Raw genomic sequence first — 26,270 nt, forward strand, 5'->3', positions numbered from 1 at the left:
GGAGCAGAGCCTTACCGAGTCAAGAGCTTGCGAGCGTGGGGTTGGCTGCGCCACCCAACGGGAGCAAGCTCCCTCGCCACTACAGCAACAGCAACAGCAACCGGACATCAGTTCACAGATTCCTGAACTGATTATTTGCCCCTGCTGATTCAACATCCGCCGCCTTTGTCCGAGACTCCCGGGTCGACCTATAAAAACAAAGGCTCCACCCATGACGACTCAGTCTTGCGTCACCGAAAAGGCCCAGTCTTCCGGCCTGAAGATCGAAACCCGCTCCATCGACTACGTGCCGCGCCATGAGCGCCACGGCAAGGTCTGGCACCAGGGCCCGTTCTGGTTCACCGGCAACTTCGTGCTCACCACCATGGTCACCGGCTTCACCGGCGCGGCCCTGGGCCTGGCCCTGCCCTACGCCATCCTGGCGATCGTCATCGGCGTGTGCCTGGGCACCTTCTGCATGGCCTTCCACGCCAACCAGGGGCCACGCATGGGCCTGCCGCAGATGATCCAGTCCCGCGCCCAGTTCGGCCTGCGGGGCGCCATCGTGCCCTTCACCGCGGTGGTGTTCGTCTACATCGGCTTCAACGTGTTCAACGTGATCCTCGCCACCGACGCCATCAACACGGTGATTCCCGGGGCCCGGGCGCCCTGGTACACCTTGATGATCGCCATCGCGGTGCTGATTGCGGTGGTCGGCCATGACCTGCTGCACACGGTGCAGCGCTGGCTGACCTACCTGATGATCAGCGTGTTCGCGGTACTCACCGTCAGCGCCCTGCTGACCCTGCAAGCCGACACCGCGGTGGCCGATGCGCATTTCTCCTGGTCGGCGTTCTTGATCCAACTGTCGGCCGCCGCCGGTTACCAGATCAGCTATTCGGTGTACGTCTCCGACTATTCGCGCTACCTGCCGCACCAGACGCCATCACGCAAAGTAATCTTCTGGACCTACCTGGGCGCCGCCGGCTCGGCCCTGTGGCTGATGTCCCTGGGCGCCTTCCTGGCTTCCGCCCTGCCCTCGCCGGACGCCATCGCCAGCGTGCGCGAAGTGGGCAACCAGCTGATTCCCGGCTTCGGCACCTTCACCGTGCTGATTGCGGTGCCAGCGCTGGTGGGCATCATGGCGGTCAACTGCTACGGCGCCATGCTCACCGGCATCAGCGCCATCGACGGCTTCAAGTCGATCCAGCCCACGCTCAAGAGCCGGGTGACCGGCATCCTTCTGGTGGCGGTGGTGATCTTCCTGATCGCCATGAACATTCCCGAGAGCTACCTGGGCAGCTTCAACACCTTTGTCCTGCTGATGCTGTATTTCCTGGTGCCCTGGACCGCAGTCAACCTGGCGGACTTCTACCTGGTGCGCAAAGGCCATTACGCCATCAGCCACATCTTCAATCCCGCGGGCATCTATGGTCGCTGGTCCAGCGCCGGGTTGCTGGCCTACTTCTTCGGCCTGCTGGCGATGGTGCCGTTCATGTCCCTGAGCTTCTACCAGGGACCGCTGTCCCAGGCCCTGGGCGGGGCCGACATCGCCTTCGTGATTGGCCTTGCGGTGGCCGGGCTGGTCTACTGGGCCCTGACCCGCAACCTGGATCTGGAAGCCGAACGCCTGGCTATCCAGGCCAGCGAACAGCAACTGGAAGGAGGCGCGCAATGATTCCTCAGGGCTCTGTGAAAGTGGCCTGCCAGCAACTGGCACCACGGATCGGCGATCTGGACTACAACCGCACCCTCAGCGTCGAGGCCATCCGCCGGGCCGCTGCCCGCGGCGCCCAGGTGGTGGTGCTGCCGGAACTGGTGCAGAGCGGCTACGTGTTCCGTGATCGGAAAGAAGCCCTGGCGCTTTCGGAAACCCTCGACGGCCCGACCCTCAGCCTGTGGAAAACCCTGGCCGAGGAGCTGCAGGTGGTGATCGTCGGCGGCTTCTGCGAGCGCCTGGACGATGAGCGGGCGGCCAACAGCGCGGCGCTGATCGAGCCCGAAGGGACACTGACGGTGTACCGCAAGGCGCACCTGTGGGATCAGGAAAACCTGATCTTCACCCCCGGCAACGAACCGCCGCCGGTGGTGGCCACGCGCTTCGGGCCGATCGCCATGATGATCTGCTACGACCTGGAATTCCCCGAATGGGTGCGCCTGCCGGCCCTGGCCGGGGCGGCGCTATTGTGCGCGCCGGTGAACTGGCCGGACGGCCCGCGCCCGGCCAGCGAACGCCCGGCGGAGATGATCCGGGTACAGGCCAACGCGGCGGTCAATCGGATGTTCGTCGCCGCCTGCGATCGCTGTGGCGAAGAGCGTGGCGTGCATTGGGTGGGCGGCTCGACCATCGTCGATGCCGATGGCTATCCATTGGCGGGCAAGGATCGGGAGCGTACCGAGCAGTTGCTGCTGGCGGAGCTGGACCTGGCCCAGGCCTGGCACAAGTCCATCAGTGAACATAACCATGTGCACCTGGATCGGCGCCCGGCGTTGTATCAGTAGCCGGACAACCCCTGTTCGCTGGCAAGCCAGCTCCTACAGGCAATGGGTGTAGGAGCTGGCTTGCCGGCGATCAGTACTCCACCCGCACGTCGCCCTTGGGCACGCTGCAGCAGGACAGGATGTAGCCTTCGGCTTCGTCTTCCTCGGTGATCCCGCCGTTATGCTCCATCGCCACTTCGCCACCCAGCTTGAGCACCTTGCAGGTGCCGCAGATGCCCATGCCGCAAGCCTTGGGGATCATCAGGCCGAGCTTGGCCGCAGCGGCGTGCACGGTTTCCCCCGGGGCCACGCGGATGCTCTTGCCGGAAGCGGTGAACTCCACCTGATGCAGGTCGGCCAGGTCCGGCTCCGGTGCTTCGGCGGCCTGTTCGGCATGCTCCACGGCGTCGGCGCGGGCTTCGGGCGGGGTCGCGCCGAAGGATTCCTCGTGGTAGCGCGCCATGTCGAAACCGGCGGCTTCCAGCAGGCGCTTGACCGCGTTCATGTAGGGCGTCGGCCCGCAGCAGAACACTTCCCGTTCGAGGAAGTCCGGGGCCATCAGCTCCAGCATCTTGTGGTTCAGGTAGCCGCGATAGCCGGCCCAGGGCTCGCCCAGGCCGTGTTTCTCGCAGATCAGGTGCAGGCTGAAGTTGTCGATCCGCGACGCCATGTGCTCCAGCTCGCGGTGGTAAATGATGTCCTTGGGTGAACGGGCGCTGTGGATGAACACCATGTCGACATTGCCGTTGGTGTCATAGAACCAGCGCGCCATGGACATCACCGGGGTGATGCCGACGCCGCCGCTGAGGTAGAGGATCTTCGGGCTGGGAAAGTCGATGGCGTTGAACAGCCCCACCGGCCCGTGCACCGCCAGCTCCTGGCCTTCGTGCAGGGTGTCATGCAGCCAGTTGGACACCTTGCCGCCCGGCACCCGCTTGATGGTTACCGAAAAGCTGTAGGGCACCGACGGCGAGCTGGAAATGGTGTAGGAACGCATCACCGGCTGGCCTTCGATCTCCAGCTCCAGGGTGACGAACTGCCCGGGCTTGAAGAAGAACATGATCGGCTGGTCGGCCATGAAGCAGAAGGTCCGCACGTCCCAGGTTTCCTGGATGACTTTGACGCAACGGACGATGTGACGGCCATTGGCCCAGGTCTGGGTGGTTACCGGGTTGAGGAAGGTGTTGGACATGCTGTTCTCCACGGCCGACTGTCGGCGTCTTGTCAGCGATTCTGCGTAAGGCTTCTCGCGCCCATTTACCTATCTGCGACATTCACATGCTTATCGCGACCAGCCCCCAGCTGCCGGGGCTGGCGCGTCGGGAACAGATTGGGCCATGTCGCCCATGGATAAGGTTCAAGGCGCCCGCGGACCCACACTCGCCTCAAACACGACAACCGATTTTTCGTGACTTGCGTAGCACCCACCGTAGCCACTATTTAATTCGCCGGCCGCACAGAACGGCCATGAGGACTTGAACGATGGACGTCACCGCAACCCTGAGCTTGGGCGATCCACTGGAACCTGCACGCAAGGCCACTGCACAGATGCTGCAGGAGCGCGAGCGGACCTTCTCCCTGCCGCAGCCCTTCTACTGCGATGAAAGGCTGTTCGACATCGACATGCAGGAGATCTTCCAGAAGGAATGGCTGATCGCTGGCATGACCTGCGAGATCCCCACCAAGGGCAACTACATCACCCTGCAGATCGGCAAGAACCCGATCATCGTCATCCGTGGCGCCGACGGCGTGGTCCACGCCTTCCACAACGTCTGCCGCCACCGCGGCTCGCGGTTGTGCACCAGCGACAAGGGCAAGGTGGCCAAGCTGGTCTGCCACTACCACCAGTGGACCTACGAGCTGGACGGCCGCCTGCTGTTCGCCGGCACCGAGATGGGCGCCGACTTCGACATGAAGCAGTACGGCCTGAAACCGGTGAACGTGAAGACCGCCGGCGGCTACATCTTCATTTCCCTGGCCGAGAATCCGCCGGCCATCGACGACTTCCTGGCGACCCTGGCCCATTACATGGAGCCCTACGACATGGAGAACACCAAGGTGGCGGTGCAGACCACCTTGCATGAAAAGGCCAACTGGAAGCTGGTGCTGGAGAACAACCGCGAGTGCTACCACTGCAGCGGCTCGCACCCTGAATTGCTGAAAACCCTGCTGGAATGGGACGACGTCACCGACCCGCGGGCCGACCAGGCGTTCAAGGACCACGTGGCCGCTTCCGCCGCCGCCTGGGAAGCCGAAAAGATCCCTTACGCCCATGCCAGCTTCGGTCTGCGCAACCGCATCGTGCGCATGCCGCTGCTCAAGGGCACCGTGTCCATGACCCTGGACGGCAAGCAGGGCTGCGCCAAACTGATGGGCCGGATCAAGAACCCGGATCTGGGCTCGATGCGCATCCTGCACCTGCCACATTCGTGGAACCACTGCATGGGCGACCACATCATCGTGTTCACCGTGTGGCCCATCAGCGCCCAGGAAACCATCGTCACCACCAAGTGGATCGTGCACAAGGACGCGGTGGAAGGTGTCGACTACGACGTCGAGCGCATGCGCCAGGTGTGGGACGCCACCAACGACCAGGACCGGCGCCTGGCGGAAGAAAACCAGCGCGGCATCAACTCTACCGCCTACCAGCCGGGTCCGTACTCCAAGACCTACGAATTCGGCGTGGTCAACTTCGTCGACTGGTACAGCGAGCGCATGCTGAGCAACCTTGGCGCGGAACCGGCGCCCTACCTCAAGGGCGTGCCGGTCACCGGCTAAACACCCTGGCAGGGGGTGAGCCAGCTCGCCCCCTGCCTCCCTCGCCCCCCCCTTGATAATGTCTTCTCGCCCTTGGCGATCATGACGCTAGCGCCCGACCAGCGCCCGCTGGCCGGACCGCTGCCTCGACCGGCAATCGCACCGCTTGCCCATGGGCGCTCATGGCGTCCCGATGGAAGCTGCCCCCGAGGTCTCGGCCGCCTTGGCGCGTGGCTCTCCCGAATAGGTTTGTGCCAGATAAGCGGCAATCACATCCACCTCCTGATCATCGATTGGCGCGCCAAAGGCGTGCTGCATCTTGCTCACCTCGCCGCGCCACTGTGACTGGCTCATGCCAGGGGGTTGCAACTGGATATAGTCCGCGGAATGGCAAATGCTGCATTTGCCGCTGGCAATCGCATATCCCGGCAGCGGGGACGGCTCAAAGCGCGCGGTTTCCGTGGGCAGTTCAATGCTCAGTGGCGCGGCCCCGCTCAACGCTGAGTGCGTCAACAAGACCAACGCAACCAGTGTGAAGAGCGGGACGTGACGAAGTCTGTGCATGGCGTGAGACCCTTTCAAATGATGTGCAATGGCAGCGACTCGATGGAGTGCCGGGCATAGCCACCGGGATTCCAGATCGGGGTCGTTGGCTGGGTCTGGCCCTGAGCGTTGCGCGCACGCACCTGTAACTGGACGATGCCGCGCTGACGCGGCTTCCAGTCCGCGAGCCATTCGCGAAACGAGTACGGCCCCAGGTTTTCACCCAATCGGGTGGGCTGCCAGGTCAGGCCGTTGTCATCGGAAAACTCCACGCTCTGGATACCGCTACCGGAGCCGTCGAAGGCAATGCCGCGCAGGGCCTGCAACTGCCCCAGCGGCAGGCGCTGTTCATGGCTCAAGCTGGTGACGAATGAACGTACCGGTATCACCGTGATCGGGCGGCTGTCTTTCAGCTCACTCCCCGGCGGCACGGACAGACTGTCGTTGGCGGGCACTCGATAGGCCTTGCTCATGAAAAAACCCTCGAACTCATGATCAATGACTTCGATCTCACTCAAGTGCTTGGTCCAGTAGGTGCCGAAGTAACCCGGCACCACCAGGCGGATCGGGTAGCCATTGAGCAAGGGCAGATCCTCACCGTTCATGCTCCAGGCGATCAACGGCTCCGGCGCCAATGCATGGTTGATATCCAGCGCCTTGGTGTACGTCGGCGTCATCGGCAGGATGGGCTGATCAAGCCCGCGAAAGGTGACCTGAACAGCGTTGTCCTCGACTCCCGCCTGCTCCAGCACCCTGCGCAGCGGCACGCCCGTCCAGCGCGCATTGCCCATCGACCCATGTCCCAGTTGCGCGCCAAACACCCGAGGCTCGAAATAGCCGCGACTGTTGCCGGAGCATTGATTCACCGCCACCCACTCCACCGGTTCGCCCAGCGCCTTGAGCGCTTGCAAGCTCAGGTCCAGCGGCTGGCGGACACGACCCAGGACCTTCAGGCGATAGGTCTGCGGATCGATCCGGGTTGGAATGTTGGCCAGGTGATAACGCACGAAGAAAGCATCATTGGGGGTCAACAGGCCCTGGTTGAACACCTCGAACGGGGTCTCCAGGTGCGGTGGCCGAGTGGTAATGCGCATCAGTGGTCGCTTCTGCGGATAGGCGATCAGCTCACGCTCGCCGTTGGCAAACGGTTGTTGCTCCAGGCTTGCGGCCAAGCCCTGCAAAGGCTGAGTCGCCAGACCAAGGCTGGCGAGGACGCTGGCCTTTAGAAAATGTCGGCGATCCAGACCGCCACGCTTGTCGAAAGGGTTCATCGGGGTTCTCCGGATGGATGACGACGAGTCAGCTCGGAATCGGCGGGCACAAGATCAGTGGCGCCAAGACAAGGCTGGGCAACCGGCATAGACAGAGGCGGGCGAACAGGGGCTGGGGGTCCGGTGCGGAACCTGACGATAAGACCATCCATGGGACGTTTCTCCGGTGAGCGATGCACAGAAATGGCCTGAACGAAGAATCGCGCTTTCCAGTGCCTGAACAATGGTGAGCGTCTGCGAAGCCATCCCCCACAGCGTAGCCGCAGGCCCGGGAATTTGTGGCCTTTCACCTTAGGTGGTGGAAACACTGAGCTTCGGCCCACTGCTCGCCCTGGGCCGTGAAGTGCCGCTACAGCGGCACTTCGATCTTTTGCGGCATGCCAAGCAATGGCTCTCAGCCGTCCTCGAAGCTTACGGGGCCGGCTGCGCATCCATCTCCAGCGTCAACCAAGCGGCCAACTGACGGCACCGTTCTCGCCCATGAACTCTTCCGTCAACGCCTTGCCCTGCAACTTCACCCGGACGTAGCCGTTGCGCACCCGCAGCGGGTAGTTCGGATCGTCCGCCGACAGGGTTTCCGACCACAGCACCTGGGGATTGCCCTTCAACTCACTGGTGACGCCATAGGGAATGGCTCCGTGGCCGATGCAACGACCGTACATACCCTCCCTGGGCGCGTAGCAGATGCCGTTGTGCAGGTGCCCCCAGTACCAGTAGTCCGGCACCCGCCCCAGGGCGGCGACTACCTGTTTGTACAGCACGGTCTGCTGCTGGCCGCTAATGTCCAGCCCCTGGTGATGGCTGAGCACGATGATCTTGCGCCCCTGCCCCTTGCTGGCCACCAGGTCCTTGAGCCATTGCTGCTGCAGGGCATTGAGGTTGCCGTCCATGTACAGGTTCATTTCGTCGGCGGCATAGGCGCTGTCCAGGCCGACGATCAGCCAGTGGCTGTTGAACAGGGCAAAGTAGCTGGTGCCCTGCTGCTTGGGAAACAGCGCATTGATCTCGGCAAAATAGCCATGGGCGCCGCTGTACATTTCGTGGTTGGAGTTGAGGCTGAATGACGCCAGGCTGCCCTGGGGCCAGTCGACCAGGTCGGCGCCCTCCTCGGTACTGGTGCCGGCGTAGTACACGTCCCCAAGATGGATGGTGACATCCGGCTGGTCCTGCCTGATCAGGTCCGCCACGCGCTGCGCCGCCGAATGGTCCTGGAAGTAGCCGGTGCCCCAGTCCCCGGCCATGTCCAGCAATACGTTGTCGGCCATCTCGATCAGCGCCGGGTTGGTGCCGAAGGGCGCGTGCTTGTGCAGGTTCTCGATCCAGTTGAGCAGGGCCTCGCTCCAGCGCAGGTCCAGCAGTTCCCATTGGCGACAGCCCAGCAGGGTGCCGTCCTTCATCACCTGGGTCTGCAGCTCGGCCACCGTTTGCGGCAAGGGCTTGGCGTTGCCCAGGTGCAGCACCGACAGGCCGTGGGCCAGTTCCCAGGGCACCGGCGCCTGACCGGGGGGCAGGTCGCCGTGGATCAGGGCGTACTGCGCCTGGTCATGGGCCCGCTGCAGCAGTTGCACGATCGCCTGCAACTGCGCCGGCTCAAGCTGGCTGGCGAGTTTTTTCCAGGCCAGGTCGAGCCTGGCCAACAACCCCTCGACCCGGGCCTTGGCCTGTTCGTATTCATGTTCCAGATTGCTCACAAATGACATGTCGGCATCCCTCTTGGTGGTCCATCCGCACAAACGCCGCAGCGGCGTCACAGGGTTTTCATGTACTCGATCAGTTGCCACTTCTGCTCCGCGGACAGCTGCGTGCCATACAGGTGGCCGCTGTTGCTGTTGCCCTCCAGGTGCGTGTCGTACTTGAAGTAGCCAGGGCCCTGCAGCGTCGGGCCGCTGGTGATGAAGCCGACCTTCTGCGGGTCATACACATCCGATCCGGTGAAGAACACCTGGGGCCGCAGCTCCGGCGCCTGCAACAGGTCCCACAGGCTCGGCACCGAGCCGTTGTGCAGGTACGGCGCGCGCAGCCAGATGCCATCGGTGGGGGTGTTGCTGTAGCTCTGGGTCTTGCGATAGGCGCCAAAGTCGAACGGCGGCTTCTTGAAGCCGTGGAAGGCCTGGACCAACCCGGTGGTGAAGGAGTCCAGGCGATGGGGGTCGGTGCCCAGCGCCTGAATGTTGGTGGTGACCTGGCCGGTGTCGGCCTTGCCGAAATCATGGCAACCAGCGCAGTTGGCCTCCCACAGCGGCTTGCCCTGGGCCACCTTGGCCTGATCGAGGGCGAACGGCCAGGCCGGTGGCTTATGCCCCAGCAGCCAGTTGGTGACCCGGTTGAAGCTCTGCGGCAGCACCGATTGCGGGGTCGCGCCCACGGCCATCGCCGCCGCGTAGTTGCGCTCGCGAATCTGGTTGTTGTTGCCGTCCCAGTGCAGGTACATCGACTCCCGGGGCTTCTGGTTCCAGATCTGCGGCAGGTCCACGGTGCCGATAGTGGAGTCGTCGGGGAAGCCGAACACCACCATCTTGGTCGGGTTGAAGGTGTCAGTGCGCCCCGGCCCCTGCTGCGGCCGCAGCTTCTGCCAGGCATAGGCCTGCTTCTGCTTGAGCAGCGCGCCCTTGGCCATGGGGATGATCAGGTAGCGGTTGTACAGGCGCTCGATAAAGCCCAGCTGGAACTTGGCGTTGATCGCGTTCATCACCGCGTCCACGGTGAATTTCGGGTCGCTGGCGCAATCGTAGGCGAACCACTGGAAGGCCTGGAGCTGCATCAGGTTGGCCGGTGCGGTGGGCACCACCTGGGACACATCGCTGGCGCTGGCGCGGTAGGCCCCGGTGTGGCACAGGGCGCAGTTGGGCTCCACCGTCGGGTAGCCCAACTGCCGCTTGGCCATGCCCACCGGCAGGTCCCGGCCGTTCTCGTAGAGAAAGCCGAAGACCTCGTAGCCACCGGGGCGCGGGAGCTTTTCCGGGCACATCTGCGGCAGCACGGCAAACAGGTAGTAAGGAATCCGCGCTTCGATGCCCAGGCCGATGGCGGCGTACTTGAAGTGATCCTCGTCGGAGGCTTCCGGCGGCTGGGGCACCTCGCGCAGCATGTTGACCCAGGTCTGGTAGCCAACAAAACCCAGCACCAGCAGCGACACCAGGACGCCGACACGAAAGCCGTGGCGCGCCCAGCAGGCGGCCCAGTGTTCACGCAGGGCCCGCAGCCCGGCACAGAGCAAGGCCCCGGGCCGATTGGCCGGAGCACTGCCCAGGTACAGCAGGATGCCGAGCGCCAGGAACATGCCGAGGTCGCCCATGAGCATGGGCACGAACACCTGGGACTGATTGCTGGTGTCGATCAGGTAGATCCAGAACGCCACGGCAATCAGCCGCGACAGCACGCAGAGCCAGGAATGCACCACGAAACGCGGCGCGTTGCAGCCCGAAGGCATGTAGAACAGGCTGATGCCCACCAGCAGCATGCCGGTGTTTTCCAGCCAGGGATCGGACAGCACCGGCGGCAGGCCGACCACCGCGGTCAGCAGCGCCGGGGCAAACAGCGCCGGCAGGGCGAACACCATGTTCATGGCGATGCCCAGCCAGATGAAGCGTTGGAACCAGCGGATATAAGCGTTCATCGCAACCTTCCCTGCATCCATGTGTAGCGGCCGCCGCAGCCCGCACTCAGCGGCGAAGCGTGCTTGCCGCGGCCCCTGTTCCCTGACGTGGCCCACGCCCGCGGCGACCGCGCCGCGGGCTGGCCGGGGTCAGCCCCGGGCGGTCTTTTCCAGGTGCGCCAGCATCAGCGGGTACACATCCACCACCGCGTTCTTGCCGAAGATGCAGTCGATATGCCCGTAACCCGGCACCACATGGCGGCTGAACAGCTCGGGGCCGTGCAGCTGGCACAGGCGCTCGTAGGTCTTCTGCGTGCTTTGCGGCAGGTAGCACTGGTTGTCGGCGCCGCTGATGAAGCAGATCGGCAGCTTCAGCCGGTCGAAATGCGGCATGTAGACGTCGCGCCCCTTGAAGTCCACCAGGTGGCCCTTGCGACAGATCAGCGCCAGGTGCTCGAAGGTTTCGATGTTGGAGGCGCCGAACAGCTCGTGCAGGTTGTCGTGCAGGGTCTGGTTGAGGGTGTCGTGGCGGTACAAAGAGGCGTACATGAAGGTGATGCGGTGGCACACCGGGTTGGTGCAATAGCCCTGGGCCTCGATCCGTGCGTAACCGTTGAGCGCCGTATCGTAGAGCCGGTTGAACAGGCTTTCCTTGCTGTCGGCATAGGCTGTCAGCGACCTGATGCCGATGGCGTCGAGCACGCCCGGCAGGTGCAACCCAGCCTTGATCCCGGTGGCGGTGGCCACCACGGTGTCGGCGGCAATCTGCGAGCAGACCACCGAACGCACGTCCTGCAGGCCCGCCAGCAGCGACATGAAGAAGGTCGTGGCGCCATAGCAATGCACCACGCATTGCACGTCGCGGGCCCCGGTCGCCTGCTTGATCTGGCCGATGGCGGCCTTGAAGTCGTAGGCGGCGATCTGGTCGCCATTGCATTCCTGCTTGCTCGCCGGCAGCAGGATGCTGACCCGGAAATCCAGGAGCCAGACGTCATAGTCGTGCTTGCACAGGTACTCCAGCAGGTTGGTCTGGATGGTGTCGGTGGAGAAGATGTTGGAGCCCACACCCAGCCCGTGCACCAGCATCACCGGGCCTTTGCTGCCGGCCTGGTAGCGGGTCAGGCGCAGGTGCACATGATCCTCGGTCTGGAAGAAATGCACGGTCGGCACCGGCGCGTCCAGGGGCCGTTTCAGCCGCGGCGGCGCGTCGGGGTTGAAGTAGATATCCCCGGCGAACACCCCGCCGTAGCTCTCCCAGAGAATCCCGGCGAAAAACTTGCCAAAGCGCGCCAAAGCCTCGATGCGCTCGCGTTCGTTGCGCGCGTTGAGCACCTTCATGGTGGTCATCTGCCGGGCGAAGTCCGCCGGCAGGATGTGCATCACCCCGCTGCCCAGCACTGCACCGCTCTTGTCCCGGCCGCGGTACAGGGTCACGTAGAGGGTGCTGGTGTCGGGCCAGATATTCAGCACGCCGTGGTCTTCGGGCACGGTCTTGAAGGCGCTGAAGAAATATTCATTGCCGTCCTCGGCGGTCAGGCGCATGTCGTAGTTCATGTGGCGCACGCCCACCTGCTGCTGGAACTCCTCGAACAGGTTGAACACCCCGTGGCTGGCCACCAGGGGCTGGGCCGACAGCACCGGGGCATTCAGGGTGCCGACCAGGGTCGCGGCGTGCGCGGGTTCCTTGATCATCCGGTCGAGGTCATCGGCGGTGATGGTCAGGGTGAATTCGATGGGCGAGTGCTGCGCTTCTCCACGCTGGGCCGCCGCTTGGTAGAGCGCCAGATCGGTGCCCTGGGCTTGGGTGAAGTCGGTGGAAAAATAGCCCTTCATGGTTTCGCTGAACTGCACGCCCAGGGTCGGCGCAGGCACCGCCTTGCGGGGGGCCGAGGGCAGGTTGTAGTCGATCTTCCAACCACGGTCCTCGGCCAGCAGGCGCATGTTGCGCTCGCTGACCGCCGAAATGGTCAGCAGCGGATTGACCGCCAGCGAGGTCGGGATTACCGCGCCGTCGGCCACGTACAGCCCGGGGTAGACGTCCGTGCCAGTGGCGCCGCTGAACACCTGGCCCTTGTGGTTGACCACACCCTGCGCGGCATCCTCACCCATCACGCAGCCCCCCAGCGGGTGCACCGAGACGATGCTGTGCTTGAGCAGTTGGGTCCAGATCGGGTTCTCCACCCAGATCCCGCCCAGGGCTTTGGTGCACTGGTACAGGCGCTCGTTGCCAAGGACCACGTTGGGTTGCTCGCCAACGCCCGGCCAGTCGATGCGCAGCTGGTCCTGGTCATCGAGCAGCATGCGCCCGCGGCCGTCGTCGTGGCTCATGATCAGGTAGGTCTGCATGTTGTGCAGGGCGCCGTAGTAAGGCCCGCGCACAAAGCTCTCGGCCTCGCGTGCCTTGTAGCCCAACTGGCCGCTGAGGCTATTGTCGGTGGCCTTGCCCAGGGTCCCGGCGAACAGCGCCATGCTGGGCACCATGGCCCGCCCCAGGGCGCCGGGAATCGAGCCCTCCTCGATCACCATGCGGCTGCGCCAGTCGCCTTCGGTGCGCATGTCGATGACCGAAGTGATGCACGGCCCCACGGGTTTGAGTTCGTTGGCCGCGTGCGTGCCGAAGCCGATGCCATTGATGGTCTGCTCACAGTTATGGCCAAAGCCGAGGATGTCACCGTTGCCGCTCATGTGTTCGCCGAGCTGGGCCGAGGTGGACAGGCCCTTGGCCTTGGAGCGCAGGAGAATTTCCGTGGAGCCCAGGGTGCCGGCACTGAGCACGACGATGTCGGCCTTGACGAACAGGGTCGGCGCCGAAAACCTCTCGCGGCCGCTGTCCAGGTACTGGAAGTGCACGATCCAGCCGTCACCGTCACGCTCCAGATAGCGCACCTGGGCCTGGCAGAAAATCTCGGCGCCATGATTGCTGGCGTCCGGCAGGTAGTTCATCAAGGTGGTGTTCTTGGCCTTGTTGTTACAACCCGAGACGCAGTCGCCACAGTGATTGCAAGGCAGTTGCTCGACCCCGACATGGTTGAGGTTGTTGGCCAGCTTGTTGAAGGTCACGTTGATCGGCGGTTTGTAGAAGTGCGCGCCCTGCTTGAGAAATTCCGCGGATTTGCGGTGCGCCACCAGCTTGGGCAAGGTCGGCGCCGCATCCGGATAGGGGTTGGGCTTGAGCATCTCCCGGGCCCGGGCGAAGCCCTCCTTGAGCAGGGTGTCGCGGTGTTCGCGCACCGCCTGGGGCCAGCGCGGATCGTCGAACACCTCGGGTTCGGGTTCCAGGGCGACGTTGGCGTTGATCAGCGAAGTACCTCCCAGCCCGCAGCCCACCACCACGTTCTGCTGGGCGTTGACGTGCAGGTCGAAAAGCCCGGTACGCGAACCGATATGACCTTCGGGGTCATGCACCTGCAATTCCTCGGTGGCGCTGGCCAGGGTATTGGGGTACTCGCCGGGCTGGATCTCCCGCCCCCGCTCCAGCAGGCAGACACGGCGCCCGGCCCGGGACAGTCGGGAGGCGGCAATGCCACCGCCATAGCCGGAGCCGATGACAATCACGTCGTAGTGTTCCTGGATCTCGCTGATGGGGGTCGCGATCCGAGTCATGGCGGTGTTCCTCTCAGGCAGATGGGGCAACTCGTGGGTCGCCTCTAGTGGGGTGCATCCGTTGACGCGCAGGCAGCCGAACAGGCAGGCCCAGGCGCCTGGAACAACAGCAGTGCAGTCAGTAACGGAACAAAGCGCAGGACAGGGTTAAAGGCGTGCGCGCTGGTTGGCGGCACGGCGACGGGTACGTCGAGGGAGGGGGGCCCCGGTCGGATAAACCTGCGATGAACGACAATCCATTGCCTGCGCTCCCTGAGCCGGATGTGGATAAGTTGCCGCTAAGTCCTTGAAGACTCAGTGAAGACAGGCCCATTGCCAGTGTCAAGAAAGCCCTTAGAACTGTATGAAATTTGACCTATTGCCGGGCAAGCTATGAATAGCAAGGGGTCCAGCCGTTGGCGAACACCTTATCCACACCTTGACCCACAGCAACTGTGGGCAAGTGCACCAGGGGTGGGGATAGTTCGTCGGTCAATGCCAATAAAAACCGTGACTTATGCGAAAACAGCGGATATTGGCAGCATTGATCAGTTTTTGAACAACAACCTGAAAGCCACGTCATCAGCGGCCTGTAGCTGAAGGCGAACACCTTATCCACAGAACGGCCAACAGACTTTGGGGGCAACTGTGGTGAATGACCCGGCGCACTGTGGAAAACCCCCGAAAGCCGCGAATTATCGGGTTCCTGGCGAGGTAACTGAGAGGAAAAGCCGCATTTGGCTATTTTTTGATCAAAACCGCACAAGGCACGTACTGTAAGGCCTGCAGCGCTAAGCGAACATCTTATCCACAGAAGCGCCAACAGACTTTGGGGGCAAGTGCTGTGTAAAAGTCGCTTTGGCTATCGCCCTGCCCAGGAAAAAAAGCCATGAAAAACGCCAACTTAGGCTGATCAAATTTCGTACAGACGGCTGCAGGGCCTGTTCCGCGTGGGCTTGAGCAAGGCGCGAACACCTTATCCACAGGTCCGCGCACAGGGATTGTGAGTAACCATGCCGCACCTCTGGTAGGAGCTGGCTTGCCAGCGAACGGCGAGGCCGAGAATTGTGCACATGCATGACGGCCCCTTCGCCGGCAAGCCGGCTCCTACAGTGGCTGTGCGGCGCGAGGGCTGTGCATAACCTTGAACTCAGCGCACTACGCCTTCTTCGATCAGCAGTTTGAGAATGGCCTCGGCGCCCGCTTCGGGGCTCACGCCCTTGAGTACCTGGCCAGTGCCGCCGCTGGCCTTGGCGGTGGCAGCCTTCATGCGGTCGGCGCCGCTCTTGGCCTTAATCACTTTCAAGCGCTTGGGTCGGGGTTTGGCCGGTTGCAGGCTGGAGGCTGTGAACAATTCGTCCTCCACCACCACGACCTGATCGGCATGCAACAGGCCACGGCGCGCCGGGCCGTAGGCGCTCTGGCGCGGTTTCGGCGCGGCGTTATCCACAGTGGCGAGAAACGGCAGGCGCACTTTGAGCCGGCGCCGCTGGCCACGGGGCAAGGCTTGCAGCACATGAGCCACGCCGTCGCTCAGGGACTCGACCTGCGCCAGCCCCACCACCAGGGGCCAGCCGAGGTTCTCCGCCAGCAGGAACGGCAGCATGCCGGAGCCTTCGCCGGTTTCCGCCTGGCTGCCGGTGAGCACCACCTGGGCGCCCGCGTCGCGCAGGTACTGGGTCAGTACCGGCAGGGCATCGGCACCCGGCGGCTGTTCCAGTACATGCAACTGCTCCAGGCCCATGCCCAGGTAAGCGCGCAGGGCCGGTTCGGCGACGTCGCCGGCATGCAGCACCTGCAGTTGCTCACCCGCCAGCTGCAGGCCCAGCTCCACCGCGCGGGCGTCCTGTTCAGCGCGCCGTGGGCGGCCGGAGGTCGGGTGCGCGCCAATCGATACCAGGCTGATCACATTGCTGTTCATAACGTCCCCTTAAGCCGCATCGCGCTTGGCGTCGTTGCGGTAGGCCGCTACCGCCGCGATCAAGGCCTTGAGAATTTCCGCGCTGTCGCCAATCACCGACAAGTCGGCGCGTTTGATCATGTCGCAGCCCGGGTCAAGGTTGATCGCCACCACCTTGTCGCAGGCACCAATGCCCTGCAGGTGCTGGATCGCCCCGGAAATCCCCACCGCCACATAGACCCGCGCGGTGACCCAGATACCACTGGCCCCCACTTGCCGGTCGCGGGCCATGAAGCCGTCGTCCACCGCCACCCGCGAGGCGCCCTCGGTAGCCCCAAGGGCCGCGGCAGTCTGGTGAAACAGCGGCCAGTCCTTGACCCCGTTGCCCCCGGAAAAGATGAATTCGGCCTCGGCCATGGGAATCGCCGCCGGGTCCACCGCCACCGCGCCCAGGTCCTCGATCCGCGCCAGGCTGCGGGCCACGCTTGTGGATAACTCCACCGGCAAGGCTTCGTGGCGGGTTTCGCTGACCGGCTCGGCGCATTCGGCCGCCGCCAGGATCAGGCGTGGCGCCGGGCGCGCCAGGTCTTGCAGGCCGGCACCGGCGCGACCAATGCACTGCCCGTCCTTGACCTGCCAGACCCGGGTCGCCGGGCGTTCGCCCAGGGCCGCGGCAAAGCGCCGGCCCAGCTCGCCGCCACCGGTGCGGCTGTCGGGCAGCAGCCAGTGACGCGGGCTGAACTGGTTATCCACAGCCCGCAGGCCCTGTACCCGTTGCTCCGGTGCATAACCGTCGAATTCGCTGCCCTGCAGCACCAGCAAGCGGTCGACGCCTGCGGTGGCAAAGGCCGATTCCTTGTGTTCGCCAAACACCACCGCCAGCACCGCGCCGTCCTCGCCCGCCAGTTGCCGGGCCAGGCCCAGCAGGTCGCGGTCGTGGCTGCTCAGGCGGCCGCCGACCATGTCCGGCACCACGCTGATGTAGAACGCCGGCTGCGCCACCTGATGCAGCGGCAATTGCACCTCGGCGGCCGCCGTGCGCTTGGCGCTGCCGCCCTGCTGGGCGCCGCTGCGATCGATGCGCTTGAGACCGTTGGGCCCGATGAAACCGACGCCGTGAGGGTTCTTGCGGATCAGGCCGTTGGGCCCCATCCAACTGTGCTGCGCCGGCTGCATGGCGGCATGCAGCGGGTGCAGGCGGTTGCGGGCGATCCACTCGGCGCGGGGATCGCGGCGGATAATCTCGCTCATCAGTGCACCTCCGCAGGTTCGGGTTTCAGCGCCGCCGGGGCTTTGCCCGGGGCGGCGTCTTCGAGCAAGGCATCGGCCACCAGTTCGGCGATGTCCTTGATCATCGGCCGCGGCTCCACCACCCCTTCGAGCATCGCCGTGCACTGTGGACAACCCACGGCCACCAGTTCGGCGCCGGTCTCGCGGATGTCCTGCATGCGCATGTCGGGAATCCGTTGCTTGCCCGGAATGTCGGTGATCGGCGCACCGCCGCCACCGCCGCAGCAACGGGAACGGAAGCCCGAGCGCTGCATTTCCTTGATCTCGATGCCCAGCGCCCGCAGTACGTCGCGCGGCGCTTGGTACTCGCCGTTGTAGCGCCCCAGGTAGCACGGGTCGTGATAAGTCACGCTGCTGCCCTTGTGCTGGCCCAGATTCAGCGCGCCGGCGTCGATCAGTTCAGCCAGGTAGGTGCTGTGGTGCTGCACCAGATAGTTGCCGTTGAAGGCGCCGTACTCGTTTTTCAGCACATGGAAGCTGTGCGGGTCGCAGGTGACGATGCGCTTGAAGCGGTACTTGGCCAGGGTCTGGATATTGCGCTTGGCCAGCAGCTGGAAGGTCGCCTCGTCGCCCAGGCGTCGGGCCACGTCGCCGCTGTCGCGCTCTTCCAGGCCGAGCACGGCGAAGTCCACCTTGGCCGCCTTGAGTACCTTGACGAAGGCCCGCAGGGTGCGCTGGTTGCGCATGTCGAAGGCACCGTCGCCGACCCAGAACAGCACGTCGGTGCTCTGCTTTTCGCTGAGCAGGGACAGGTTCAGGTCCGCCGCCCAGTTCATCCGTCCGCCCGGGTTGAAGCCGCCGGGGTTGTCGGTGGCGATGAGATTTTCCAGGACCTCGGCGCCCTTGTTCGGGGTCGCGCCCTTCTCCAGGGTCAGGTGGCGACGCATGTCGACGATGGCATCGACGTGCTCGATCATCATCGGGCACTCCTCGACGCAGGCGCGGCAGGTGGTGCAGGACCACAGGGTCTCGGCGTCCACCAGGCCGTTGACGATCGGCTGATGCGGATGGCCGCCATGTTCGCCAATGGCTTTGCCAGGGTAGGGGCTGCCGGCGAACTGCGCGTCGGTGCCACCGGCCAGGCCGACCACCATGTCTTGAATCAGCTTCTTCGGGTTCAGCGGCTGGCCAGCGGCGAAGGCCGGGCACGCCGCCTCACACTTGCCGCACTGCACGCAGGCGTCGAAGCCCAGCAGCTGGTTCCAGGTGAAGTCCTTGGGCTTTTCCACGCCCAGGGGCGCGCTCGGGTCTTCCAGGTCCAACGGTTTGAGGCCGGTGGAGCGGCCGCCGCCAAAGCGCTCGGCGCGCCGATGCCAGGCCAGATGCAGGGCCCCGGCGAAGGCGTGCTTCATCGGCCCGCCCCAGGTCATGCCGAAGAACAATTCAGACACGCCCCACAGCACGCCGACCGCCAGGATCGCCGCCAGCACCCAGCCCCCAAAGTGTTCCGGGAGGATCCCGGCCACCGGCAGGGTCACTACAAAGAAACTCACCGAGAATGCCAGCAGGCTTTTCGGCAGGCGCATCCACGGGCCCTTGGACAGCCGCGCCGGCGGGTTGCGCCGGCGTTTGGCGACAAACAGCGCGCCAACGAACATCAACGTGGTGGCCAGCAGCAAGGCGTAGCCGAGGATGCGGCTGTGCAGGCCGAAACCATGCACCAGGATCGCCAGCACCGCCGCCAGGACAAAGCCGCCGGCGGTGGCCACGTGGGTGTTGGCCATGTATTTGTCCCGGGCCACCACATGGTGCAGATCCACCATGTAGCGCTTGGGCATGGCCAAGAGGCCGCCGATCAGATCGACCTTGGAAGCCCGCCCCTGGCGCCACAGGGCCACGCGCCGCAGCGCGCCGAGGAGCGCAAGGCCGACGGCGGCGAACAACAGAATGGGAAGAAGGGTGTTCAACATCACAATCACCTTAGGGTCAGCTGCAAGCGGCTAGCTTCAAGCGGCAAGAAAAAAGCAGGGCTGAGCATCCGCTCTCACTGGCCGCTCAAAACCTGCAACGGCGGCTAAAAGTCCTTACAGAGCGTCAGGGGCAAGTGACAAGCAAAAGCACTGCCGAACACCTGCTTTAACTTGCCGCTTGCCGCTTGAAACTTGCCGCTGCCGTCAAAAGTCCTTGCACAGGCGCAGTGCGTCGTAGATCGCGGCATGGGTGTTGCGCTGGGATACGCAGTCGCCGATGCGGAACAACAGGTAGCCCTCCCCCGTCTCGCTCAGGCACGGCTGCGGCTTGATCGCGAACAGTGCCTCGACGTCGATCTGGCCCTTGTTGCGCGAACCTTCCTTGAGCCCGTAGTAGAGCTCCTCGTCGGGACGCACGCCGTTTTCCACCACCACCTGGTCCACCACCCGCTCCTCGCGGGCGCCGGTGTATTCGTTCTCCAGCACCGCCACCAGCTTGTCGCCCTCGCGGTAGACCTTCTCCAGGGTCAGGTCCCCGGTCATGATCACTTCCTTGGGGTACAGGCTGCGGTAGTAGGTGGGGAACGAGGTACCGCCCACGGCGATGCCCGGCTTGATGTCGTCGGTGACGATCTCCACTTGCGAGCCCTTGTCGGCAATGAAGTCGGTGACCGACATGCCGGTGAACTCGCAGATGGTGTCGTACACCAGCACGTTCTTGCCCGGTGCCACCTTGCCGTCGAGGATGTCCCAGCTGCTGACCACCAAGCCTTCTTCGGCGCCCCAGTGTTCGTTCTGCTCGATGTACGGATGGCCGCCCACGGCCAGCACCACCACGTCGGGGCGCAGGTCGAGGATGGTCGCGGTGTCCGCCGCGGTGCCCAGGCGCAGGTCGACTTTCAGGCGCGCCAGCTCCAGCTGATACCAGCGGGTGATACCGGCGATCTGGTCCCGTTGCGGGGCCTTGGAGGCGGTGGTGATCTGCCCGCCAATGGCGTCCTTCTTCTCGAACAGGGTCACCTCGTGGCCACGTTCGGCGGCGACGCGAGCGGCTTCCATACCGGCCGGACCGGCGCCGACCACCACCACCTTGCGCTTGATGCCGGTGGTTTTCTCGATGATGTGCGGCACGCCCATGTATTCACGGGAGGTGGCGGCGTTCTGGATGCACAGCACGTCCAGGCCCTGGTACTGGCGGTCGATGCAGTAGTTGGCGCCGACGCACTGCTTGATCTGGTCGATCTGGCCCATCTTGATCTTGGCGATCAGGTGCGGGTCGGCCATGTGCGCGCGAGTCATGCCGACCATGTCGACGTAACCGCCTTCGAGAATCCGCGTGGCCTGGTTCGGGTCCTTGATGTTCTGCGCGTGCAGCACCGGCACCTTGACCACTTCCTTGATGCCCGCCGCCAGGTGCAGGAACGGCTCCGGCGGGAAGCTCATGTTGGGAATCACGTTGGCCAGGGTGTTGTGGGTGTCGCAGCCTGAGCCGACCACGCCGATGAAGTCCAGCATGCCGGTGTCGTCGTAGTACTTGGCGATCTGCTTCATGTCCTCGTGGGACAGGCCGTCCGGGTGGAATTCGTCGCCGCACAGGCGCATGCCGACGCAGAAGTCGTCACCGACTTCAGCGCGCACCGCCTTGAGCACTTCCAGGCCGAAACGCATGCGCTTCTCGAAGGTACCGCCCCATTCGTCGGTGCGTTTGTTGACCCTCGGGCTCCAGAACTGGTCGATCATGTGCTGGTGCACCGCCGACAGTTCGACGCCGTCCAGGCCGCCGGCCTTGGCCCGGCGCGCGGCCTGGGCGTAGTTACCGATCACCCGCCAGATCTCTTCCGGCTCGATGGTCTTGCAGGTGGCGCGGTGCACTGGCTCGCGCACCCCGGACGGCGACATCAGGGTCGGCCAGTTGAAGCCGTCCCAGCGCGAGCGGCGGCCCATGTGGGTAATCTGGATCATGATCTTGGCGCCATGCTTGTGCATGGCGTCGGCGAGGTTCTGGAAGTGCGGGATGATGCGGTCGGTGGACAGGTTCACCGAGCTCCACCATTCCTGGGGACTGTCGATGGCCACTACCGAGGAGCCGCCACAGATCGCCAGGCCGATGCCGCCCTTGGCCTTTTCTTCGTAGTACTTCACATACCGTTCAGTGGTCATGCCGCCGTCGGTGGCGTAGACCTCGGCGTGCGCGGTGCTCAGCACGCGGTTGCGGATGGTCAGTTTGCCGATCTGGATCGGCTGGAACATCGCTTCGAAAGCCATTTTTCTTAACTCCGCTTACAACGGTTTGACGACGAACAGGCCATCGTCGTGGCCTTCTTCGGAACCACCGTAAACCTGCTCTGCCACGGTGCGGATCTTGCTGCCCCGGGCGGCCAGGATCTGGTCCATGGCGCCGGCGAACCAGCCGGTGAACATGTAGTCGACCTTGCGCCCGACCTTGCCGTACACGTAGACGAACGCCGAGTGTTCGAGCTTGACGCTGGCGGTGCCTTTATCCAGGTCGATGTCCTGGATCTTGAACAGCCCCCAGCCGCGCTGGGACAGGCGCTTCATGTAGTGTTCGAACACCGCGACGCCTTCCAGGCCGTGGCATTCGGCTTCCTTTTCGCACCAGTGCCAGGCGGACTTGTAGCCGGCCTTGTAGAGGATCTCGGCGTAGGCTTCAGCCCCCAGCACTTCCTCGATGCCCATGTGGTTGTTGACGAAGAAATGCCGCGGCACGTAGAGCATCGGCAGGGCGTCGGAGGTCCAGACACCGGTTTCGCTGTCGACTTCGATAGGCAATTGCGGGGCGATCTTGGCCATGGAAACGTGACTCCAGAAATTCAGTGAATGCCCCTGCGCGAACGGCAGGGGGAAATCGGATAAGGGGGCTGGAGAGGTTTACTCGCCCCAGACGTCCTTGAGGACATTGACCCAGTTCTCGCCCATGATCTTGCGCACCACGCGCTCGCTGTGGCCGCGCTTGAGCAGGGTTTCGGTGAGGTTGGGGAACTCGCCCACGGTGCGGATGCCCAGGGGGTTGATGATCTTGCCGAAGTTGGTCAGGCGCCGGGCGTAGCCCTTGTCGTGGGTCAGGTATTCGAAGAAGTCCTGGCCGTGGCCCTGGGTGAAGTCGGTGCCGATGCCGATGGAATCCTCACCGACGATGTTCATGGTGTATTCGATGGCTTCGGCGTAGTCGTCGATGGTCGAATCGATGCCCTTGGCCAAGAACGGCGCGAACATGGTCACGCCGACGAAACCGCCATGGTCGGCGATGAATTTCAGCTCCGCATCGGACTTGTTGCGCGGGTGTTCCTTGAGCCCGGACGGCAGGCAGTGGGAGTAGCAAACCGGCTTCTTGGATTCGAGGATCACTTCCTCGCTGGTCTTGGAACCGACGTGGGACAGGTCGCACATCACCCCGACGCGGTTCATCTCGGCGACGATCTCGCGGCCGAACCCGGAGAGCCCGCCGTCGCGCTCGTAGCAGCCGGTGCCCACCAGGTTCTGGGTGTTGTAGCACATCTGCACAATGCCCACGCCCAGCTGTTTGAACACCTCGACGTAGCCGATCTGGTCTTCGAAGGCATGGGCATTCTGGAAGCCGAAGAGGATGCCGGTCTTGCCCAGCTCCTTGGCCTTGCGGATGTCCGCGGTGGTACGCACCGGCATCACCAGGTCGCTGTTTTCGCGGATCAGTTTCTGGCTGGAGGCGATGTTGTTGACCGTGGCCTGAAACCCTTCCCAGACCGACACCGTGCAGTTGGCTGCGGTCAGGCCGCCCTTGCGCATGTCCTCGAACAGCTCACGGTTCCACTTGGCAATGATCAGCCCGTCGATAACGATGCTGTCGGCGTGTAATTCGGCTGGGCTCATCAGGCTGTCCCCTTGTTGGCGATTCATGCGCCGAATCGTCTGCCGGCGCTTTGGGGTCAGCATATGCTTGAGGGCCGGGGCGCCTGGGTGCAAAAACGACAGGGGAATTGCCGAAAGCGTCAAGCACCGACAAAGGGCCTGACAGAGGGCATGGGCCACCTCTGTTCTTTGCCGGGGGCTTGCGCCAGAATTCGCCGCTTCAACGAAAGCTTCACTGGATGAGGACAGCGCTGCAATGAAATCGATCTTCCTGGCCTTGGCACTGATAGCGACCGGCGTACAGGCGGCCGAAGAGGCCGACAACACGCCCTGCGACGGCGTGGAAAACGACGTGCAGACCCTGGAATGCGCGACCTACAACCGCACCACCGCCGAACAGTTGCTGAGTGACAACGTGCAGAGCCTGCTGGAGCGCCTGGGCACCTTGTACGGCAACGACAAGGCGCAACTGGCCGACATCAGCGCCAAGGTCAAGAACGCCCAGCAGTTATGGCAGAAACAGCGCGAAGCCGACTGTGCGATGGAATCCTTCCCGGCCAAGCCCGGGACCAAGGCCTACACCATCGCCACCAACGATTGTCTGGCACGGATGAGCGACGAGCGTTCGGAATTCATCGAGTCCATCGCCCAGGAATGACCCGCCAGCGGTAGGAGCGGGTCAGGGGGCCGCGGCGTGATCAAGCGCCGCCGCGAAAGCACGACACGCCCCAGGCGGTGAGCTTGAACGGCAAGTGGTAGTGCTGGCGCGGGTCATCCAGGCCAAAGCGGTACACCAGCACATCGAGGAAGGGCAGCCCAGGCAGCCCCTGGCTTTGCTCGCGATAGAACGCCGCAACGTCCAGTTCCACCTGGTAGATGCCCTGCCCGAAGCTCGCCGCCTGCTGCTCCAGCTCGTTCAGCAAACCGTTGCCTCCAATCCGCCCTTGGCAAAGCAGTTCCCCGCCCAGGCGCAACACCCGCACCGCCATGCCTTCGGCCACCTTGCCGCTGGCGACATCCACCACGTGGATGGACACCCCACCGTTCATTTCCAGAACCCCAGATGGGCCCGGGCCGCTTCGCGTTCCAGCATTGGCCCGAACACCGGGATCTGCCGTTGCCCGCGGGCAAAGACTTCACGACACGGCAGGGAAAAGGTCGGGTTTTCCGGATGATCGCCGGTCAGCTCCAGCAAGGCGTGTTCGGACAGCGCGTAGACCACCCGGCCAATCCCGGTCCAGTAGATGGCCCCGGCGCACATGCAGCAGGGCTCGGCGCTGGTGTACAGGGTGCACTCGGCCAGGTCCTGGGGGCTCAGCAGCCTGGCCGCCTTGGCTGCGGCAGCCAGTTCGGCGTGCTGGGTCGGGTCGCCTTCGGGGGGCATGGAGTTATTGCCGGCACTGGCGACGATCTTGCCGTGACGATCCGCCACCAGGGCGGCGAACGGGTGGCGGCCACGGGCCTTGGCCTCTTCGGCGAGCTGGATGCTCTGGCGCAGCAGTTGCAGGTCCAGCTCGCTGACGCCGGCTGGGATGGGAGAAAGCATCTGGGTCATGGTGACCTCCTTTTCATGGGCAGAGTCCCGCCGAAAAAGACGGGTTGGAAAGCAACCTTCAGTCATTGACCCCAGCGGCGGCCGACAGCACGTCGGCCGCCGGCTCGCGGGGATTGAGCAGCAGATTGAGGACGATGGCGGTGATGGCACCGAGAAAGATGCCGCTTTCCAGCAGCAGCTTGAGGGGCCCCTGGGCCTGGGCGAACAGCGCCGGAAAGGACATCGGCAGCACGCCGACACTGACCGACACCGCGACGACGATCGCGTTGCGGGTGCCTTCGAACCTTACCCGCGACAGCTCCTGGATGCCGGCCACGGTGGTCATGCCGAACATGACGATGGCGCAGCCGCCGAGCACCGGGGTCGGCACCGCCGCCACCAGGGCGCCGAGCTTGGGAAACAGGCCCATGAGCAGCATGATTGCCCCGGCGGCGGCCACCACGAAGCGGCTCTTGACCTTGGAAAGGGCGATCAGCCCGGTGTTCTGGGTAAAGGCGTTGTAGGGAAAGCTGTTGAACAGGCCACCGAGCATGGTTGACAGGCCGTCGGCGCGAAAGGCATCGCCCAGGGTGCGCTGGGTGGTCGGCTTGCCGGTGAGCGTGCCGATGGCCAGGCAGTTGCCGGTGGTCTCGGCCATGATCACCAGCATCGCCAGGGTCATGATCAGGATCGGCATCAGGGAGAACTGCGGGGTGCCGAAAGCCATGGGCGGGCTCAGTTCGAACCAGGCCGCGTCGCCGACCTGGGCGAAGTGGGTCATGCCGAACGCAGCGGCGATCAGGCTACCCACCAGCAGGCCGATCAGCACGCTGAGGTTGCCGATGAACCCGGAGAACTTGCCGTAGATCACCAACGTCACCGCCACCGTGGCCAGGCCCAGCAGCAGGTTGGCCGGCGCGCCGAAATCCGCCGCCGTCGGGTTGCCGCCCCCCAGCCAGATGGCCGCCGCCGGCATCAGGGAAATGCCGATGATGGTGATCAGGCTGCCGATCACCACCGGCGGAAAGAACCGCAGCAGGCGGCTGAACAGCGGCGCCAGGATTATCGTGATCAGACCCGCCGCGATCACCGCGCCGAACACTTCGGTCAAGCCGAACTGCTTGCCGATCATGATCATCGGCGCCAGGGCGATGAAGGAGCAGCCCTGGATCAGCGGCAGGCGCGCGCCGAACCGCCAGAAGCCCAGGGTCTGGATCAGGGTGGCAATACCCGAGGTCAGCAGGTTGGCGTTGATCAACAAGACCACCTGGGCCGGGGCCAGGCCCAGGGCATTGCCTAGAATCAAGGGCACCGCCACCGCACCGGCGTACATCACCAGCACGTGCTGCAGGCCGAAGGTGAACAACTGGCGAACGGGCAGGACCTCGTCCACTGGGTGAACCCGGGGAGTGTTCATGTCGCAGATCTCCTGTAAGTGCAGCTCTTGTCGTTGTTCTGGCAGGCATCCGGGGGCAATGCCCCGGCAGGATGTACGAACGTCGGCGCCCATGATCTGTGCTTGAATGCGATGCAACAAATGAGCACCCATCGTTTTTAACGATGGATTGCACCAGCCTGTGCT

The 26,270-nt window shown here is 64.1% G+C and carries 19 protein-coding genes; 4 read left to right on the top strand and 15 right to left on the bottom strand.

Annotated elements, in window-relative coordinates:
• Nucleotides 1–211: 211 nt before the first annotated feature.
• Complete coding sequence (locus DNK59_RS17515) at nt 212–1,657, top strand: cytosine permease (RefSeq protein WP_110724046.1); 1,446 nt, start codon at nt 212–214, stop codon at nt 1,655–1,657.
• Entirely contained in the window at nt 1,654–2,481 is an 828-nt protein-coding gene (locus tag DNK59_RS17520; RefSeq protein WP_110724047.1) for a nitrilase-related carbon-nitrogen hydrolase, read from the top strand. Before DNK59_RS17515 ends, DNK59_RS17520 begins: the two co-directional genes overlap by 4 nt.
• 70 nt (nt 2,482–2,551) lie before the next feature.
• Here DNK59_RS17520 and gbcB read toward each other — a convergent pair whose 3' ends face one another.
• A complete protein-coding gene (gene gbcB, locus DNK59_RS17525) occupies nt 2,552–3,652 on the bottom strand; it encodes a glycine-betaine demethylase subunit GbcB (RefSeq protein ID WP_092309067.1) in 1,101 nt (366 codons plus the stop codon).
• A 290-nt stretch (nt 3,653–3,942) separates the two neighbouring features.
• Here gbcB and gbcA point away from each other — a divergent pair, with 290 nt between their 5' ends.
• Nucleotides 3,943–5,238 (top strand): glycine-betaine demethylase subunit GbcA, encoded by a 1,296-nt coding sequence (gene gbcA / locus DNK59_RS17535; protein ID WP_110724048.1) that lies wholly within the window; start codon nt 3,943–3,945, stop codon nt 5,236–5,238.
• Nucleotides 5,239–5,397: 159 nt separating this feature from the next.
• Here gbcA and DNK59_RS17540 read toward each other — a convergent pair whose 3' ends face one another.
• From DNK59_RS17540 to DNK59_RS17590, 11 genes are all read right to left on the bottom strand, one after another.
• Complete coding sequence (locus tag DNK59_RS17540; RefSeq protein ID WP_110774690.1) at nt 5,398–5,781, bottom strand: hypothetical protein; 384 nt, start codon at nt 5,779–5,781, stop codon at nt 5,398–5,400.
• A gap of 14 nt (nt 5,782–5,795) precedes the next feature.
• Nucleotides 5,796–7,031 carry a molybdopterin-dependent oxidoreductase gene (locus tag DNK59_RS17545; protein WP_110724050.1) on the bottom strand — a complete coding sequence of 412 codons (1,236 nt, stop codon included), beginning with the start codon at nt 7,029–7,031 and terminating at the stop codon, nt 5,796–5,798.
• Between the two features lie 443 nt (nt 7,032–7,474).
• Nucleotides 7,475–8,731: a metallophosphoesterase gene (locus DNK59_RS17550; protein WP_110724051.1), complete on the bottom strand. Its 1,257-nt coding sequence runs from the start codon at nt 8,729–8,731 to the stop codon at nt 7,475–7,477.
• 47 nt (nt 8,732–8,778) lie between these two features.
• Nucleotides 8,779–10,647: a hypothetical protein gene (locus DNK59_RS17555; RefSeq protein ID WP_110724052.1), complete on the bottom strand. Its 1,869-nt coding sequence runs from the start codon at nt 10,645–10,647 to the stop codon at nt 8,779–8,781.
• 129 nt (nt 10,648–10,776) lie between these two features.
• Nucleotides 10,777–14,229 carry a GMC oxidoreductase gene (locus DNK59_RS17560; RefSeq protein ID WP_110724053.1) on the bottom strand — a complete coding sequence of 1,151 codons (3,453 nt, stop codon included), beginning with the start codon at nt 14,227–14,229 and terminating at the stop codon, nt 10,777–10,779.
• Nucleotides 14,230–15,358: 1,129 nt separating this feature from the next.
• Entirely contained in the window at nt 15,359–16,129 is a 771-nt protein-coding gene (locus DNK59_RS17565; protein ID WP_092309051.1) for an electron transfer flavoprotein subunit beta, read from the bottom strand.
• A gap of 9 nt (nt 16,130–16,138) precedes the next feature.
• Nucleotides 16,139–17,359 carry an electron transfer flavoprotein subunit alpha/FixB family protein gene (locus DNK59_RS17570; RefSeq protein ID WP_110724054.1) on the bottom strand — a complete coding sequence of 407 codons (1,221 nt, stop codon included), beginning with the start codon at nt 17,357–17,359 and terminating at the stop codon, nt 16,139–16,141.
• Nucleotides 17,359–19,308 (bottom strand): dimethylglycine demethylation protein DgcB, encoded by a 1,950-nt coding sequence (dgcB, locus tag DNK59_RS17575; protein ID WP_110724055.1) that lies wholly within the window; start codon nt 19,306–19,308, stop codon nt 17,359–17,361. Before dgcB ends, DNK59_RS17570 begins: the two co-directional genes overlap by 1 nt.
• A 204-nt stretch (nt 19,309–19,512) precedes the next feature.
• A complete protein-coding gene (dgcA, locus tag DNK59_RS17580) occupies nt 19,513–21,573 on the bottom strand; it encodes a dimethylglycine demethylation protein DgcA (protein WP_110724056.1) in 2,061 nt (686 codons plus the stop codon).
• A gap of 15 nt (nt 21,574–21,588) precedes the next feature.
• On the bottom strand, nt 21,589–22,119 hold the full coding sequence (locus DNK59_RS17585; protein WP_016962810.1) for a 4-vinyl reductase: 531 nt from the start codon (nt 22,117–22,119) through the stop codon (nt 21,589–21,591).
• Between the two features lie 78 nt (nt 22,120–22,197).
• Nucleotides 22,198–23,175, bottom strand: a complete 978-nt coding sequence (locus DNK59_RS17590; protein ID WP_053154285.1) for a dipeptidase — start codon at nt 23,173–23,175, stop codon at nt 22,198–22,200.
• Between the two features lie 235 nt (nt 23,176–23,410).
• On the opposite strand from DNK59_RS17590, the gene DNK59_RS17595 reads away from it, so the two are divergent.
• Nucleotides 23,411–23,812: a lysozyme inhibitor LprI family protein gene (locus DNK59_RS17595; protein WP_110724057.1), complete on the top strand. Its 402-nt coding sequence runs from the start codon at nt 23,411–23,413 to the stop codon at nt 23,810–23,812.
• A 40-nt stretch (nt 23,813–23,852) separates the two neighbouring features.
• Here DNK59_RS17595 and DNK59_RS17600 read toward each other — a convergent pair whose 3' ends face one another.
• From DNK59_RS17600 to DNK59_RS17610, 3 genes are read right to left on the bottom strand one after another with little or no spacing between them, the layout of a single operon-like run.
• The gene (locus tag DNK59_RS17600; protein ID WP_110724058.1) at nt 23,853–24,203 is read right to left on the bottom strand and encodes a hydroxyisourate hydrolase; all 351 of its coding nucleotides are present in this window, start codon (nt 24,201–24,203) and stop codon (nt 23,853–23,855) included.
• On the bottom strand, nt 24,200–24,709 hold the full coding sequence (locus DNK59_RS17605) for a nucleoside deaminase (RefSeq protein ID WP_110724059.1): 510 nt from the start codon (nt 24,707–24,709) through the stop codon (nt 24,200–24,202). The genes DNK59_RS17600 and DNK59_RS17605 overlap by 4 nt, the downstream gene beginning before the upstream one ends.
• Before the next feature lie 58 nt (nt 24,710–24,767).
• Complete coding sequence (locus tag DNK59_RS17610) at nt 24,768–26,105, bottom strand: nucleobase:cation symporter-2 family protein (RefSeq protein WP_110724060.1); 1,338 nt, start codon at nt 26,103–26,105, stop codon at nt 24,768–24,770.
• Between the last annotated feature and the right edge of the window lie 165 nt (nt 26,106–26,270).

The sequence above is a fragment of the Pseudomonas sp. TKO26 genome (genome assembly GCF_003225665.1).
In the GTDB taxonomy this organism is placed as follows: Bacteria; Pseudomonadota; Gammaproteobacteria; order Pseudomonadales; family Pseudomonadaceae; genus Aquipseudomonas; species Aquipseudomonas saponiphila.